This window comes from Cupriavidus sp. HE11 (genome assembly GCF_056097175.1).
Genome location: NZ_CP184465.1, coordinates 1,641,922 through 1,654,960, shown reverse-complemented (window position 1 = coordinate 1,654,960; position 13,039 = coordinate 1,641,922). Strand labels below are relative to the sequence as shown.

Genomic DNA, 13,039 nt, shown 5'->3' with positions numbered 1-13,039 from the left:
TATCGGCATGCGTTCATCCGAATTGTTAATGAGCACGCAATAAACGAAGCGTGCCGTGCGGCGCCCTGCACGTGGTCATGCAAGGTGCCGCACGGCACGAAATAAAAGGATGCGCCGCGCGGGGTAAGGACGACAGCGCACCGTAAATTAGCCGGGGCGGTTGACAGGGAAAGTCCCGACGTCTTCCGCGTGGTATTCAGATCAATGGTGCGTCAGGCCACCCAGCAGGCCCGTGACCGGAGCCAGCGGATTGCTGCCGCTGCTGCCGGACGACGTAGCGCCGGCGGCGGCGGTGGTCAGTCCGCCGGTGACCGTGCCGACCAGGCCTGTGACAGGGGCCAGCGGGTTGCTGCCCGCGCTGCCACCCGCCGCGCCGCCGACCGAACCGAGCAGGCCCGTCACGGGCGCCAGCGGATTGCTGCCCGATGCGCCACCGATGGCACCCGTAGCCCCGTTCAGCGGCAGGCTGTTCAGCAGGCCGCCAAGCGGATTGCCGGCGGCGGTGCCATTGCCGTTGAGCAGTACGCCTGCCACGGCCACGGTCTTGCCCGTTTCGTTGACCACGCCACCAAGCGGCGACACGATCGGCGTGTTGGTGTTGGCGATCATGCTGCCGGCCGTTGCCACCGTATTGCCGACCTGCGTCAGCAGGTTGTTCACAGGCGCGCCCAGGCCCGTGGCCGCGCCCACGGTCTGCGTGGCATTGGTCAGCTGCGTAGTCAGCGGCACGATGGCCTTGCTGGTGCTGTCCGTCAGCTGCGCGACGGGGCCGGTGGACAGTGCATCGCCAAGCTTGCCGCCAAGGTTCATCACGCCCGCGCCCACTGTCTGCACCACGCTGCCAGCGGGATTGGTCACCGGCGCCAGCGGCGACAGCTGGTCGCTGCCAAGCGCCTTGACGAGGCTGCCCGTGCTGACCACCGTGGCGCCCGCCTGCGTCACCACATTGCCGGTGTTGGCAACGGTCACGCCCAGCGGGTTGTCGACCGAGCCAATCTTGCCCAGCCCGTCGCGCACGCCGGCGCCGAGCGTGGCAACGGTATCGCCGGTCTGGATCACCACGTCGCCGGTCGCATTCCTGGCCGTGGCCGGCACCAGCGGCAGGCTGGTGTCCTTGATGTCCTGGCCGATCTGGCTCACCGCGTTGCCGGTAGCCACCACGGTATTGCCGGCGCCTTCCACCACCTTGGCGGTGGGCGTCGTCTCGGCGGTGGGCTGCGGATTCGTGGTACCCGGATTGGTGGGCGTGGACGGCGACGTCGGGTTGGCACCGCCGCTGGAACCACCCGAGGCACAGCCGGCCAGCAACGCCACTACCGCGGCACAGGCCATCGCCATCATGTTGAGGGGGCGCGTCTGCTTGGTTGCATGCATGTCCTGATCTCCTGAATGTTTTCTGTATGAGTCCGCAGTCTTCACGCGCTTCGCCGCGACCCAGTCGGCGACATGGCTAATCCGGCGTGGCTGCGGACCGATAGCGCAAACGGTGTGCCAGCCTCAATCGCACGTTCGATACAGGCGCCGGATGCCGGCATGAACAGGATCGGAATGCGTTGCGGCACAAGGCTTTCAGGCATGCGGGCCGGCTTCGGAGAACCGCCCCCCGAACGTCGTGTCCGATGGCGTTGTCGTGTTACGTGCTACGTAACGTGTTCCCGCGCCGGCGTTACGGACGACGGCCCGCTTGCGGCGTTACGGCAGGCGCCGCCGTGCGGCCCATGTCACCGGGCATGTCACCCCGCGTTACGTAACGCGTAACGCAAAGCACGGGGCGCGCCGGCGCCGCGCGCTTCATGCGTGCGTTTGATCCATCCGCCGGAAAGCCTTGCCACGCGCGCGTTTGCGCACATCACCCCCTGCTTTGGAATGGCTTGGCCGCCAGCGGCCGGCACCACTGGCACACCGCTTGCGCAATACAGCGCAGCCACGGCACGTCACGCGGCCCATCGCCAGAGACAGAGCACGCGAACACGTGAATCCGGGTCGGGAAAAACCACAAAGGTAAAAGGTCATGCGCACACAACAACATTCCGCGAAGCAACTGATCGTGACGGCATTGCTGGGGTCGCTGCTGGTACTGGCAGGATGTGCCAGCGGCGGTGGTTCGACGTCGATGGGGACCAGCGGCACCGGCAGTTCGGGCGGCGCCAGCAATACGGCCAACACGGGCAGTACCGGCAGCACGGGCAGCACTGGGGGCACCGACTCCGCCAGCAACGGCGGCACGAACAACGGCGGCGGTGGCAGCAACAACAACGGAGGCGGCAACACCGGGGGCGGTACCGCTGCGCTGACGCCCACCAGCGCCATCGTCAGCAACGCGGGCGGCATTGTCACCGGAGTGGGCGGCACGGTCAGCGGCGTGGGCGATGCGATCAAGGACGCGAACGTGCCCGTGGTGTCATCGCAGACCAGGGATGGCCTGGCCGGCGTGGTCGGCTCGGTCGGCGACGCGGTCAGCGTGCTCGGCACCGGCGTGCAGTCGGGCCTGGGCAACATGCCCAATGCCACGAATCCGGTGGGCACCACGGTGGCAAGCACCGGCGGTGTGGTCAGCGAACTTGGCAATGCGGTCAGCAGCGCCGGCAGCGCGGTCAGTGGCCTGGGCAGCGGCCCGCTGGCGCCCCTTGCCGCCGTGACGACGCCGCTGGGCGGCGTGGTGTCGCAAGTGGGCGGCGCGGTAAACGACGTCGGCGGCAAGCTGGGCACCGCGCTGTCGACCGGGCCCGTGGAACAGCTGACCAGCGGTGTCAGCAAGGCCATCGTGCCGCTGACGTCCACGCTGACCAGCGGCACGCAGACGCTGGGCGCGGCCACCGGCCTCGGCCAGCCGGTCAACAACCTGCTGGCGACTGTCGGCGGCACGCTGGCAACGACCGGCACGCAGCTGACCAGTACCCATACGCCGGTTGTGTCCGGCGTCGGCGGCATTGTCACGGGCACCGGCAACACGGTGGCATCGATCGGCGGCGTGGTGAACAACCCGGCCGGCGGCGCCGTGGGCAGCCCGCTCGCGCCCGTGACCGGGCTGGTCAGCGGCCTCACCGGCGGCCTGACCAGCGCCACGGGGGGCACCGCCAGCCCGCTGGCGCCGGTCACCGGCCTGGTCAACACCCTCACCAGCGGCCTGAGCAGCGCCACCGGCGGCGGCACAAGCCCGTTGGCTCCGGTTACCGGGCTGGTCAGCGGCATCACCAACGGCGTGACCGGTGGCCTGGCCAGCGCCACAGGCGGCACCGCCAGCCCGCTGGCTCCGGTGACGGGCCTGGTTGCCGGCCTGACTGGCGGCAATGCGCCGGCCAGCGGCACCGGCACGGGCGGCACGACGGCAGGCAGCAAGCCCGCCAACCCGCTGGCTCCGGTTACGGGGCTGGTTGGTGGGCTGGTGGGTGGGCTGGTGGGTGGGCTGACCGGCGCGCCCGGCGGCAAGCACTAGTTCTCCACGGGCGCAAAGGCGCCCGACCCGATCAAAGCGTCACGGCCACCCATGGGCGGCGGGGGAGCGGCATCCCCTCCGTCTCGTGGCACGCGACCTCATAGCCGCAAAGCAGTTTTCCATCGAGGGGTAACACCATGCGACCACGCAATCGCGTTGCCGCGCTGATGATCAGCGTCGGCGTCATCCATAGCGGTCTGTCCCACGCCGAACGGGGCCCCGTGCAGGGCGATCCCACCCAGACCCTGCCCAGCATCGCACCAGGCAAGCCGGCCCAGGCCAATGTCACCGTGCAGGTGGAACGGCCCGACTCGGCGCTGCAGAACCTGTTGGCCTCGCGCCTGACGCCCCGGCACTTCCAGATCGAGGGCGCGAAAACGCTGCCGTTCGACCAGATCGCGGCAAAGTTCAGCCCGCTGGCCAATCGCGAGATCACCGTCGCCGAACTGCTGCAGGCCGCGGAGTCGGTCACGCAGATGTACAAGGACGCCGGCTATCCGCTGTCGTTCGCCTTCGTGCCGGCGCAATCGTTCGAAAATGGCAACGTGCTTGTCACTGTGGTGGAAGGCTACGTGGCGAACATCACCGTGAAGGGCAAGCCAGGCCCGGCCGAGGCGCGGCTGCGCAAGATTGCCGAACAGCTGAAGAAGGACCGCCCGCTGCGCCAGGAGAGCTTCGAGCACTACGTCAACGTGCTGGCACAGCAGCCCGGCATGCAGGTCAACGCCACGGTGCAGCCGCCCACCACGACCGATGGCGCATGCGACATGGTGCTGGAGGTCAGGCGCAAGCCGTTCACGTTCGGCACCGGTGTCGAATGGATGTCGCCCGGCGTACGCGCCATCGCCACGGCCACCACCAACAGCCTGACACCGCTGGGCGAGCAGCTGTCGTTCTCCACGCTGTTTCCCAAGGGGCGCGACAACGAGGAGTACTACGCCGCCACCTACGCCCAGCCACTGGGCACCGAAGGCATGCTGGCGAAGATCACGGCCTCGCACTATCGCGGCGTGCCGCAGAACAGCACGCTGGCCCCGATCGGATTCGAGTCGCGCTACGTGAACGATTCGAAGCGGCTGGGCGGCACGCTGAGCTACCCGGTCATCCTGAATAACCGCCACGTGCTGACGCTGACCGGCGGCTTCTATGCCAACAACCAGTTCGAACGCTATACGCAGGCGGTGCAGCCCGGCGCCGGGCGCCAGGTGGAACTGGCGACCAGCGTGCGCGTGGCAAGCGCCGAGGCGGCATACCTGCAGCGCGGCACGGGCGTGACCCGCAGCGCCACGCTGGGCGTGTACAAGGGTTTCGATGCCCTGGGCGCCGATCGCCAGAACAATCTCAACGACCTGAGCTTCTGGCGCACGCGGCTGCTGGTGTCGCAGGCCAGCGACCTGCCGATGGGCTTCGGCGTGGCGCTGTCGGCGGCGGGGCAATACAGCGGCAACCGGCTGGCGTCGAGCGAGCAGATCAGCTTTGGCGGCCGCTTCTTCGGGCTTGGCTACCCGGCCGGCGAGATCGCCGGCGACAAGGGCTGGGGAGCGTCGGCCGAACTCAACCGCCTGTTCGCGGTGGACTTCACGTACCTGAAGACGCTGCAGCCGTTCCTGGCCGCCGACATGGCACGCGTGTACTCGAACAGCATCTCGCTGTCGCATCGCACGCTGCAGTCGCTCGCCATCGGTCTGCGGTTCTCGGATCGCCGCTACTACACCATGGACGTCTCGCTGGCCCAGCCCGTGGGTGACAAGCCGACCAATGCCAGCCACCGCTCGCCGCGCATCAACCTGCTGTGGTCGTACCAGTTCGATTGATCCGCCGGGCGGGGGCGGCGGCCTTGATATGTCAATCCAGCGTCAATCCCGCGTGTCAGTTCACGCGGAAGCCGATCTTCAGCGTCACCTGGAAGTGGCCGACCTTGCCGTCCGTGACGTGGCCGCGCGTCTCGACCACTTCGAACCAGTCGATGTGCTTGATGGTCTCGCCGGCCTTGGCCAGTGCGTTGCGGATGGCCTGGTCGCTGCCATCGGGTGACGATCCGACGATCTCGACGAGCTTGTAGGTGTGGTCGGACATGCGTGCCTCCTTGTGTTCGCGGTTGATGCGGCGGCACAGCATGTCCCGCCGCGGCAGGATGCCTTCATCATAGGCACCAGTCAGGTCGAGTCCCAAGACGGCAGGGCAGTTCCCCGGCCCGCCCCCGATGCGTTTCCTGTTGCGAAATCAGCGCACGGCCTGTTACGCTGCCTGCCCTCGATTTCCTGTCACCACCCTGTAACCTGATGTTTCCTTCCTTGCTCCAATGCAGGCGGCTCGCCACGGCGGGCATCGTCGGCCTGCTGGCAGTCGTGGGCACTGCCCAGGCCCGCACCACGTCGATGTTCGATCGCGCAGTCGATGCCCTGACCACGCCGCGCGCGCAAACCAGCCAGTTCGCCAGCGGCAGCACGTACACGCTGTGCTTCGTGCCGGACGGCCCGAGTTGCCAGGACATGATCGTCGACGCCATCAACCGCACCCGCCACAAGCTGCTGATCCAGGCTTACTCGTTTACGAGCGCCCCCATTGCCAAGGCCGTGGCCGAGGCGCACCAGCGCGGCGTGGACGTGCGCGTGATCGTCGACAAGAGCCAGGCGTCCGAGCGCTATACCAGCGCCACCTTCCTCAAGAACGCGGGTATTCCCGTGGTGGTCGATACCAAACCGGCCATCGCGCACAACAAGGTGATGGTGTTCGACGATCAGGCCGTGTTCACGGGATCGTTCAACTTCACCAAGTCGGCCCAGGAACGTAACGCCGAGAACGGCATGCTGATCCGCGGCGACAGCGCCGTGGTCAAGGCATACAGCGACAACTGGCGCACACGTTTCGAGAAGTCGTCGGCCTACTGATCCACGCCCCGCGCCGTGCCGCTCCGGCACGGTTACAAAATTAAAGGGGCGCCATGTGAGCGGCGCCTCTCTTTGCTTCGCTCTCCGCACGAATAGGGGCAGAACTGCCCGCTGTTCGTGCAAGCCCCCGGTCTCTTCCCGCAGGAAGATCAGTCAAACGCTGACAGACGCCCCGTGTGCAGTGGTGTGTACTTCAGGTACGTATCCCGAGGATGCGCGACCGGCCATCGTCCAGGCCTGCGTACCCGCCCTGAACCTGCCTCTCGGCTTGCAATTCCTGCATCTGGTACCCCGTCGCGCCATCCCGTCAACCTGGCAGGAGGAAGCGATGCAAACACAAACCACTACGATCAGTCGACAGGTACGCGTCTGGTGCGCAATCGGTGCCGCTGCGGCGGCGTTGGGCATGTCGGTGTCCGCTCATGCCGACATGAAGACGTCCACCGCCGGCCCGTTCACCTATGTGTGCGGCGGCGTGGCCGCCGACGAGCAGGCCGAGATGCGCAGCGAGGCGTCTCAGTACGACATGGGCCTGCTGTTCACGCAGGGTGGCCGCGGCGAATATCTGTCGGACGTCAACGTGAAGCTCATGCGCCATGGCCAGCAGGTGGCCGAATTCACATCCACGGGCCCACGATGCCTGATCAAGGGGCCGCGCGCCTCGTATCAGGTCGTGGCCACGTATGAGGGCACATCCAAGCGCACGACGCTGAGCCCTGGAGAAAAGAATGTGCAGATGCGCTGGTAAGCAGCGCGGCTGAACAGTCAGTCAAGCAGTCCTGTGCCGCGCGCCACAAGCGCGGCCGCCATGCCGGCTACCCCTCCCGCGGGTGCCGGCATATTTTTTTGCCGGTCGGCTACCGGCCAGCGGCGCTGCACGATCGGCGCGGCGGTGGCACACTTGGCGGTCTCCTGCGGATCCCCCGGATTCCGCAGATCCGGCGCCCCTCCGGCGTCCGCCCCGACAAACCCTGGAGTCTTCCCAACATGAGCACCACGCCCAACAGCCGCTGGATTCGTATCGACACCGCCAACGGCAGCTTCGACGCCTACCTGAGCCTGCCGCCCGGCGGCAAGACCGCCGGCAACCCCGGCATCGTGCTGGTACAGGAAATCTTCGGCGTCAACGAACATATCCGCAGCGTGGCCGACCAGTACGCCGCCGACGGCTACGTGGTGCTGTCCCCGGATGTCTTCTGGCGTTCGGCGCCGCGCGTGGAGCTGGGCTACAGCGGCCAGGACTGGGAGCGCGCCATGGAACTGCGCAAGGCCGTGAACCTGGAAGATACCGTGTCGGACGTTGCCGCCACGGTGGAAGCGCTGCGCAAGGAAATTGGCGAAGGCGGCAAGGTTGCCGCGGTGGGCTACTGCTTTGGCGGCCTGGTGTCGTACATGGCCGCGGCGCGCGGCCTGGTGGATGCCGCAGTGCCCTACTACGGCGGCGGTATCCAGAACAACCTGCACGAGGCAGCGGCCATCAACGTGCCGGTGCAGTTCCACTACGGCGCGCTGGATGCCCACATCAAGCCCGAAGACGTGGAAAAGGTGCGCCAGGCCGTGGCCGGCAAGCGCGGCACCGAGGTCTTTGTCTACGACCAGGCCGACCACGGCTTCAACTGCTGGGCGCGCGAGTCGTATCACCAGCGCTCGGCGGCGCTGGCGCATGGCCGCGCACTGACGTTCCTGGCTAACGCGCTGTCGTAAGACGGCAAGACGGCCGAAAAAAAGCCCGGTCTGGTGAACTGACCCCAACTTTTGGGGTGCAGTTCACCAGACCGGGCTTTCTTGTTTGGCAAGGGGCTCAGTAGGGAACGGCCGTGCCGTTCTGCACCTTGACGCGGTCGCCAATGCGCAGGCTGTACGGGCTGGCCTGCGTCAGCGTCATATAGGCGTTGTCGTTGGTACGCACCCGCACGCGGAACGCCGGCGGCGTGGTGTTCGTGCGCTTTTCCACCTCGTTGCCGGCCAGTGCACCGGCCACTGCGCCACCGATGGTAGCCACGGTATTGCCGCGTCCACCGCCGATCTGGTGGCCCAGCAGGCCGCCCGCCACCCCGCCAAGCACGGCACCTACGCCGCTGGCGTTGGCCGGCTGCCCGCCCACCTGTTCGATCGATTCCACCCAGCCATAGCGCACCGCGTACGGGTCGTTATTGCCGGCGTTGTTGCCATAGGTGCCGTCGTAGCTGCCCTGGGCCTGTTGCGGATAACCGTACTGGTCATAGCCGGGCTGCTGCGGATAGGCCGGCTGCTGGGATTGCTGCGGGTACGATTGCTGGGGATACGACTGCTGGGGATAGGGCTGTTGCTGATAGGACTGCTGCGGATAGGTTGGCGTGCCGCTGATCTGCGTGCCCGATGTGCCGTAGCCCAACCCGTACCCTGCCCCGTATCCGGCATTGCCGTAGGCGCCCTGGTAGCCAGCGGTCTGGTAGCCGGTCTGGTACCCCGTACCATAGCCATCGCCATAGCCGGCGCCGTAAGGGGCGGCACAGCCCGCCAGCGCCAGCGTACCGGCAGCCAGGACGGCCAGTGCTAGCGTGCGAGCGGCCGGGCGAATCGTGATGGACATGATGGGTGCTCCTGCGACAGTGCGCGTATTGATATTGCGCGGGAGTCTAGTGCCCCGCCATGTCGGCAGGTGTCACCGGAGATTGTGATGGGTAACCGCCTGTAACGCGGCCTGTCATGCGGCTGGCGAACCGTGCAAACGGCGGGGCTCAGCCGCGCTCCGACTCGTCGTCGTTGAAGGCCGTGATGCGGGCCACGCGGAACGCCCCGCGCAGCGATTCCAGCTCGGCCCGGTGCAGTGCTGCCAGGCGGTTCAGGCAGCGCTCGCCCTTTGCCAGCAGATGGATCTGCACCACGCGGCGGTCATCGGGATTGGTCCGGCGCGTGACCAGCCCGGCCGCCTCGCAGCGGTTGACCAGCGCCACCACGCCATGCTGCTTGGCTTGCAGCCGCTCGGCCAGCTCACCTACCGAGGCCCAGTTTTTCTCCCGGCTGCCCCGGATGTGGAGCATCAGCAGGTATTGCTGTACGGTCACGCCTTCGGACTGCGCGGCATCCTCCGAAAACCGCAGGAACCGGCGCAGCTGGTACCGGAAATCGGACAGCGCCTCGAAGTCATGCTTGCTCAGTGCGGTGGCATCGTTCGAAGACTTCGCGGAAGCGGTCGGGCGTGGCATGGGCGGGGATGGGCTGCGCGGGCGGTATCGGACAAGGCGCCCATTATATGGGGTGCCAAGGCTCTACCCGGTGCGCTGACACGCATTCCGCCCCCATTTTCCACGGGGGCGAGGCAGCGGGGTATGGCAGAATCTGTGCGGTCGTCGACACCCTGTCGCCCTCTAACGTATTCAAGGGAAATCCGCCCGATGTTCACGGAAATCATCCTCTTCCTGCTAGATACCGTCTTTACGCTCTTCGGCATGGCCCTGTTGCTGCGCCTGTGGATGCAACTGACCCGGCTGCCGTCGCGCAACCCGGTGTCGCAGGGGGTGTTCCAGGTCACCGACTGGCTGGTGCGCCCGTTGCGCCGCATCATTCCAGGCATCGGCGGCATCGACTGGGCCACCGTGCTGGCCGCCTACCTGACCGCCGTCGCCTTCCTGGTCTGCCGTGCGCTGGTGCTCGATGCCGATCCGCTGGCCTTCCTGCCCGTGATCCTGGCCCTGGCCGTGCTGAACCTGCTGAAATGGGGCATCAGCATGATCATGTGGGTCACGCTGCTCATGGCGGTGCTGTCGTGGGTCAACCCGCAGTCGCCGCTGGCTGGCCCGATCTGGCACCTTACCGCACCGCTGCTGCGCCCCATCCAGCGCGTGATGCCGCGCCTGGGCGGGTTCGACATGTCGCCGCTGGTGCTGTTCGTGATCGCGCAGATTTTGCTGATGCTGATTGCCGGCGTAAGCCGCGGCGTAGTGTAAGCAACCACTTACCTTGCATCGTCAGCCGGTGGCGGCGGCGCCACCGTATCACAAAATGTATCACTAGGGTTAACCCCTAATGTCCAGACAGCTGGACAGTCTGTCGAGGATTCACCCTTTTTCCGGTGCGTGCCGGAGCCTACATTACAGCCACCGCGGGCCCACCCGCGATCTCTGCCAATAAGTAGGAACCGCACAACCATGAAGACCCTCGCCCTCTCCCTGCTCTGCGCCATCGGCCTGTCGGCTGGCGCCACCGCCGCCCAGGCTGCGCAACCCCTGTCGGACCTGGCACGCCTGGACGGCAGCATCGGCCGCAAGATCGACCCGTACCTGGACGGCGCCCGTGGCGTGACCGAAAAGCGTGACGTGTATTCGGAAGGCGCCCGCTCGGTGACCGACAAGCGCGATGTGTACTCGGAAGGCGCCCGTGGCGTGACCGAAAAGCGCGACGTGTACAGCGAAGGCGCTTAAGTCTTTCCAGCCGTACCGGCTTCGCCTTTCCCCTGGGCGAAGCAGGCCCGGGGAGCGCTCCCCCCGAGTTCCGCCGGGCCACCTCCATTCCCCCATCCGCGCAAGTTACTGCCCCAGCGCGTCAAGCTCCTCCCCCATCATCGACTCGATGGCTTCCATGAAGGCCCGCACCTTGCGCGGCTGGAGCCGCCGGTCAGGCAGCAAGGCAAATACCCTCAGCGGTGGCAACGGGTAATCCGGCATCACCCGCACCAGCCTGCCCTGCGCGATTTCCGTTTCCGCAGCCGTCATCGGCACCCGGGCAATGCCCAGCCCCGCCAGCGCGGCCTGCATGCGCAGTTCGGCGTTATACGTCTGCATGCGCGGACGGATCGGCACCGGAATCCGCCGGCCATCGCGCGAAAATTCCCAGACCGACGCACCGGGCGTAGCCAGCGTGGGCATATTGGACAGGTCTTCGGGCTGCATCTGCGCCGGCAGGCTGGCCGCCAGACTGGGCGCCGCCACCAGGCCGCGCTCCACATTCCAGATGCGTCGTGCGATGGTGCCGGAGTCGGGCAGATCGGTATCCACCGTCACGAAGGCAATGTCATAGCCTTCCCGGATCGGATCGACCAGCCCCTGCGCGATTTCCACGGTGATATCTAGCGCCGGATGGGCCGCCAGCGTACGGCAGATCACACCGCCCAGCTGCTGGGCCCCGAATTCGTAAGGCGTGGCAATGCGCAGCATGCCCTGCACGCGCTCCTCGCGCGCCAGCGTTTCCTGGCGGATTTCACGCAGCCTGGCGAACAGCGGCGCCACGTCGCGATAGACGGCGCCCCCGGCATCGGTCAGCCGCATGCGGCGCGTGGTGCGTTCCAGCAGCTTGGCGCCAATCGCGGTTTCCAGCCGGATCACCGCCGCCGAGACGCGCGATTTCGGGCAGTCCAGGGCCGCGGCTGCCGCCGTGAACGTGCCTTGCTCCACCACACTGCAAAATGCCTCCCAATCATTCCACTGGATTGTCTCGCTCACCGAACCCATTCCCTTGTATGACACTGTTGTCGTGGCCGCCCGTCACGGTCACCTTGTCGACGGCGTCTGTCGCGCCGGGCGGACGCACATTATGCGATAGACAGATTCGTCTCGTTCGTGCCGCCGATAGTTCCATCGGGCGTGCGGCGCTGCGGTAAAGGTTGCTCCGGACTGGCAAAGCAGGCACATTTCCTCTACCCTTTCGGCCTTTCCGAGCCTTTCCGAATTCTCTCTGACCCATGGCGCATCCTGCCGATTCCGCTACGTCCCGTGCGCCGGTTGCCGGTACGACCGAAAAGCCGAGCGACAGCTATGTGCAGTCATTTGCGCGCGGCCTGTCGGTCATCCGCGCATTCGACGCCAGCCATCCAGCCCAGACGCTGACCGAAATTGCCCAGGCCAGCGGCCTGACCCGCGCCGGTGCCCGGCGCATCCTGCTGACGCTGGTGGGGCTGGGCTATGTGCAGAACGACGGCCGGCTGTTCCGCCTGACGCCGAAAATCCTCGACCTCGGGTTCGCCTACCTGACCTCGATGCCGTTCTGGAACCTGGCCGAGCCGGTCATGGAGGCGTTGTCGCAATCCGTCCACGAAAGCTGCTCGATCTCGGTGCTCGACGGCACTGAAATCGTCTATGTGCTACGCGTGCCGGCCCGCAAGATCATGACGATCAACCTGTCGATCGGCAGCCGGTTGCCGGCCTACTGCTCGTCGATGGGCCGCGTGCTGCTGTCCGGGCTCGACGATGCCGAACTCGAGCGCGTGCTGCGCGCGTCGGACCTGCAACCGCGCACCCGCCGCACCGTCACCGATATCGCCGCGCTGAAATCGCTGATCGCCGATATCCGCAGCCGCGGCTGGGCCCAGAACGACCAGGAACTGGAAGAAGGCCTGGTATCTCTGGCCGCCCCGATCCGCAACCGCACCGGGCAGGTCATCGCCGCGTTGAATATCAGCGGACAGGCCAATCGGACCAGCGCCCAGGAAATGTCCGACCAGTTCCTGCCCCCGCTGCTTGAAGCGGCCGAGAAGATTTCGGCGATGGTCAGCCTGCGGACCTGACCCGCCGCTTCCCCGATCCGGGTTCGCTTCATTTCCAGCGCACCGGGTATTCCCGGTGCCGCCGCGGCCTTTTCCACGTCTTGTTGTTTTTCCCGCCCCGATTGGCTTTTCGCCATTCGGGCCGGGCGCGTTCGCCTTGCCATGCACGCATCGGATTTTCCGGTCAGCCATAGCGAAATAACTTGTTTCGGCGATAAGGCGCACTACGATTACGCTCAACGGCTACGACAC

13 protein-coding genes are annotated in these 13,039 nt (G+C 66.5%); 8 read left to right on the top strand and 5 right to left on the bottom strand.

Annotated elements, in window-relative coordinates; translation table 11 throughout:
- Positions 1-201 precede the first annotated feature (201 nt).
- Complete coding sequence (locus ACOABP_RS24730; protein WP_474228260.1) at positions 202-1,374, bottom strand: collagen-like triple helix repeat-containing protein; 1,173 nt, start codon at positions 1,372-1,374, stop codon at positions 202-204.
- Positions 1,375-2,011: 637 nt separating this feature from the next.
- Between ACOABP_RS24730 and ACOABP_RS24725 the strand changes: the two genes are divergently transcribed.
- Both ACOABP_RS24725 and ACOABP_RS24720 read left to right on the top strand, forming a co-directional pair.
- Positions 2,012-3,436, top strand: a complete 1,425-nt coding sequence (locus tag ACOABP_RS24725) for a collagen-like triple helix repeat-containing protein (RefSeq protein ID WP_474228258.1) — start codon at positions 2,012-2,014, stop codon at positions 3,434-3,436.
- 137 nt (positions 3,437-3,573) lie between these two features.
- A complete protein-coding gene (locus ACOABP_RS24720; protein ID WP_474228256.1) occupies positions 3,574-5,250 on the top strand; it encodes a ShlB/FhaC/HecB family hemolysin secretion/activation protein in 1,677 nt (558 codons plus the stop codon).
- A 55-nt stretch (positions 5,251-5,305) separates the two neighbouring features.
- Here the strand turns inward: ACOABP_RS24720 and ACOABP_RS24715 are convergent, their stop codons facing one another.
- Complete coding sequence (locus tag ACOABP_RS24715) at positions 5,306-5,512, bottom strand: dodecin (protein ID WP_066742827.1); 207 nt, start codon at positions 5,510-5,512, stop codon at positions 5,306-5,308.
- 206 nt (positions 5,513-5,718) lie between these two features.
- Between ACOABP_RS24715 and ACOABP_RS24710 the strand changes: the two genes are divergently transcribed.
- From ACOABP_RS24710 to ACOABP_RS24700, 3 genes are all read left to right on the top strand, one after another.
- Positions 5,719-6,327 carry a phospholipase D family nuclease gene (locus ACOABP_RS24710; RefSeq protein ID WP_474228254.1) on the top strand — a complete coding sequence of 203 codons (609 nt, stop codon included), beginning with the start codon at positions 5,719-5,721 and terminating at the stop codon, positions 6,325-6,327.
- 328 nt (positions 6,328-6,655) lie between these two features.
- The gene (locus ACOABP_RS24705) at positions 6,656-7,075 is read left to right on the top strand and encodes a hypothetical protein (RefSeq protein ID WP_474228252.1); all 420 of its coding nucleotides are present in this window, start codon (positions 6,656-6,658) and stop codon (positions 7,073-7,075) included.
- A 239-nt stretch (positions 7,076-7,314) separates the two neighbouring features.
- Positions 7,315-8,031 (top strand): dienelactone hydrolase family protein, encoded by a 717-nt coding sequence (locus ACOABP_RS24700; RefSeq protein WP_474228250.1) that lies wholly within the window; start codon positions 7,315-7,317, stop codon positions 8,029-8,031.
- A 97-nt stretch (positions 8,032-8,128) separates the two neighbouring features.
- On the opposite strand, the gene ACOABP_RS24695 is transcribed toward ACOABP_RS24700, so the two are convergent.
- Together ACOABP_RS24695 and ACOABP_RS24690 are read right to left on the bottom strand one after the other, a co-directional pair.
- Positions 8,129-8,899: a glycine zipper 2TM domain-containing protein gene (locus tag ACOABP_RS24695; RefSeq protein ID WP_474228248.1), complete on the bottom strand. Its 771-nt coding sequence runs from the start codon at positions 8,897-8,899 to the stop codon at positions 8,129-8,131.
- Between the two features lie 148 nt (positions 8,900-9,047).
- Positions 9,048-9,515, bottom strand: a complete 468-nt coding sequence (locus tag ACOABP_RS24690; RefSeq protein WP_474228247.1) for a MarR family winged helix-turn-helix transcriptional regulator — start codon at positions 9,513-9,515, stop codon at positions 9,048-9,050.
- 189 nt (positions 9,516-9,704) lie between these two features.
- On the opposite strand from ACOABP_RS24690, the gene ACOABP_RS24685 reads away from it, so the two are divergent.
- Together ACOABP_RS24685 and ACOABP_RS24680 are read left to right on the top strand one after the other, a co-directional pair.
- Entirely contained in the window at positions 9,705-10,256 is a 552-nt protein-coding gene (locus ACOABP_RS24685; protein WP_066742746.1) for a YggT family protein, read from the top strand.
- A 201-nt stretch (positions 10,257-10,457) separates the two neighbouring features.
- Positions 10,458-10,730, top strand: coding sequence for a hypothetical protein (locus ACOABP_RS24680; protein ID WP_153949830.1), 273 nt, complete (start codon positions 10,458-10,460; stop codon positions 10,728-10,730).
- Between the two features lie 105 nt (positions 10,731-10,835).
- On the opposite strand, the gene ACOABP_RS24675 is transcribed toward ACOABP_RS24680, so the two are convergent.
- On the bottom strand, positions 10,836-11,747 hold the full coding sequence (locus tag ACOABP_RS24675) for a LysR family transcriptional regulator (protein WP_066742835.1): 912 nt from the start codon (positions 11,745-11,747) through the stop codon (positions 10,836-10,838).
- A gap of 239 nt (positions 11,748-11,986) precedes the next feature.
- Here ACOABP_RS24675 and ACOABP_RS24670 point away from each other — a divergent pair, with 239 nt between their 5' ends.
- Positions 11,987-12,808 (top strand): IclR family transcriptional regulator, encoded by an 822-nt coding sequence (locus ACOABP_RS24670; RefSeq protein WP_474228246.1) that lies wholly within the window; start codon positions 11,987-11,989, stop codon positions 12,806-12,808.
- Positions 12,809-13,039: the final 231 nt, after the last annotated feature.

Coding starts and splice junctions, on each gene's coding strand:
- ACOABP_RS24680 (WP_153949830.1), top strand. CDS start 10,458: ATGAAGACCCTCGCCCTCTCCCTGCTCTGCGCCATCGGCCTGTCGGCT.
- ACOABP_RS24710 (WP_474228254.1), top strand. CDS start 5,719: ATGTTTCCTTCCTTGCTCCAATGCAGGCGGCTCGCCACGGCGGGCATC.
- ACOABP_RS24705 (WP_474228252.1), top strand. CDS start 6,656: ATGCAAACACAAACCACTACGATCAGTCGACAGGTACGCGTCTGGTGC.
- ACOABP_RS24670 (WP_474228246.1), top strand. CDS start 11,987: ATGGCGCATCCTGCCGATTCCGCTACGTCCCGTGCGCCGGTTGCCGGT.
- ACOABP_RS24685 (WP_066742746.1), top strand. CDS start 9,705: ATGTTCACGGAAATCATCCTCTTCCTGCTAGATACCGTCTTTACGCTC.
- ACOABP_RS24730 (WP_474228260.1), bottom strand. CDS start 1,374: ATGCATGCAACCAAGCAGACGCGCCCCCTCAACATGATGGCGATGGCC.
- ACOABP_RS24700 (WP_474228250.1), top strand. CDS start 7,315: ATGAGCACCACGCCCAACAGCCGCTGGATTCGTATCGACACCGCCAAC.
- ACOABP_RS24690 (WP_474228247.1), bottom strand. CDS start 9,515: ATGCCACGCCCGACCGCTTCCGCGAAGTCTTCGAACGATGCCACCGCA.
- ACOABP_RS24720 (WP_474228256.1), top strand. CDS start 3,574: ATGCGACCACGCAATCGCGTTGCCGCGCTGATGATCAGCGTCGGCGTC.
- ACOABP_RS24725 (WP_474228258.1), top strand. CDS start 2,012: ATGCGCACACAACAACATTCCGCGAAGCAACTGATCGTGACGGCATTG.
- ACOABP_RS24695 (WP_474228248.1), bottom strand. CDS start 8,899: ATGTCCATCACGATTCGCCCGGCCGCTCGCACGCTAGCACTGGCCGTC.
- ACOABP_RS24715 (WP_066742827.1), bottom strand. CDS start 5,512: ATGTCCGACCACACCTACAAGCTCGTCGAGATCGTCGGATCGTCACCC.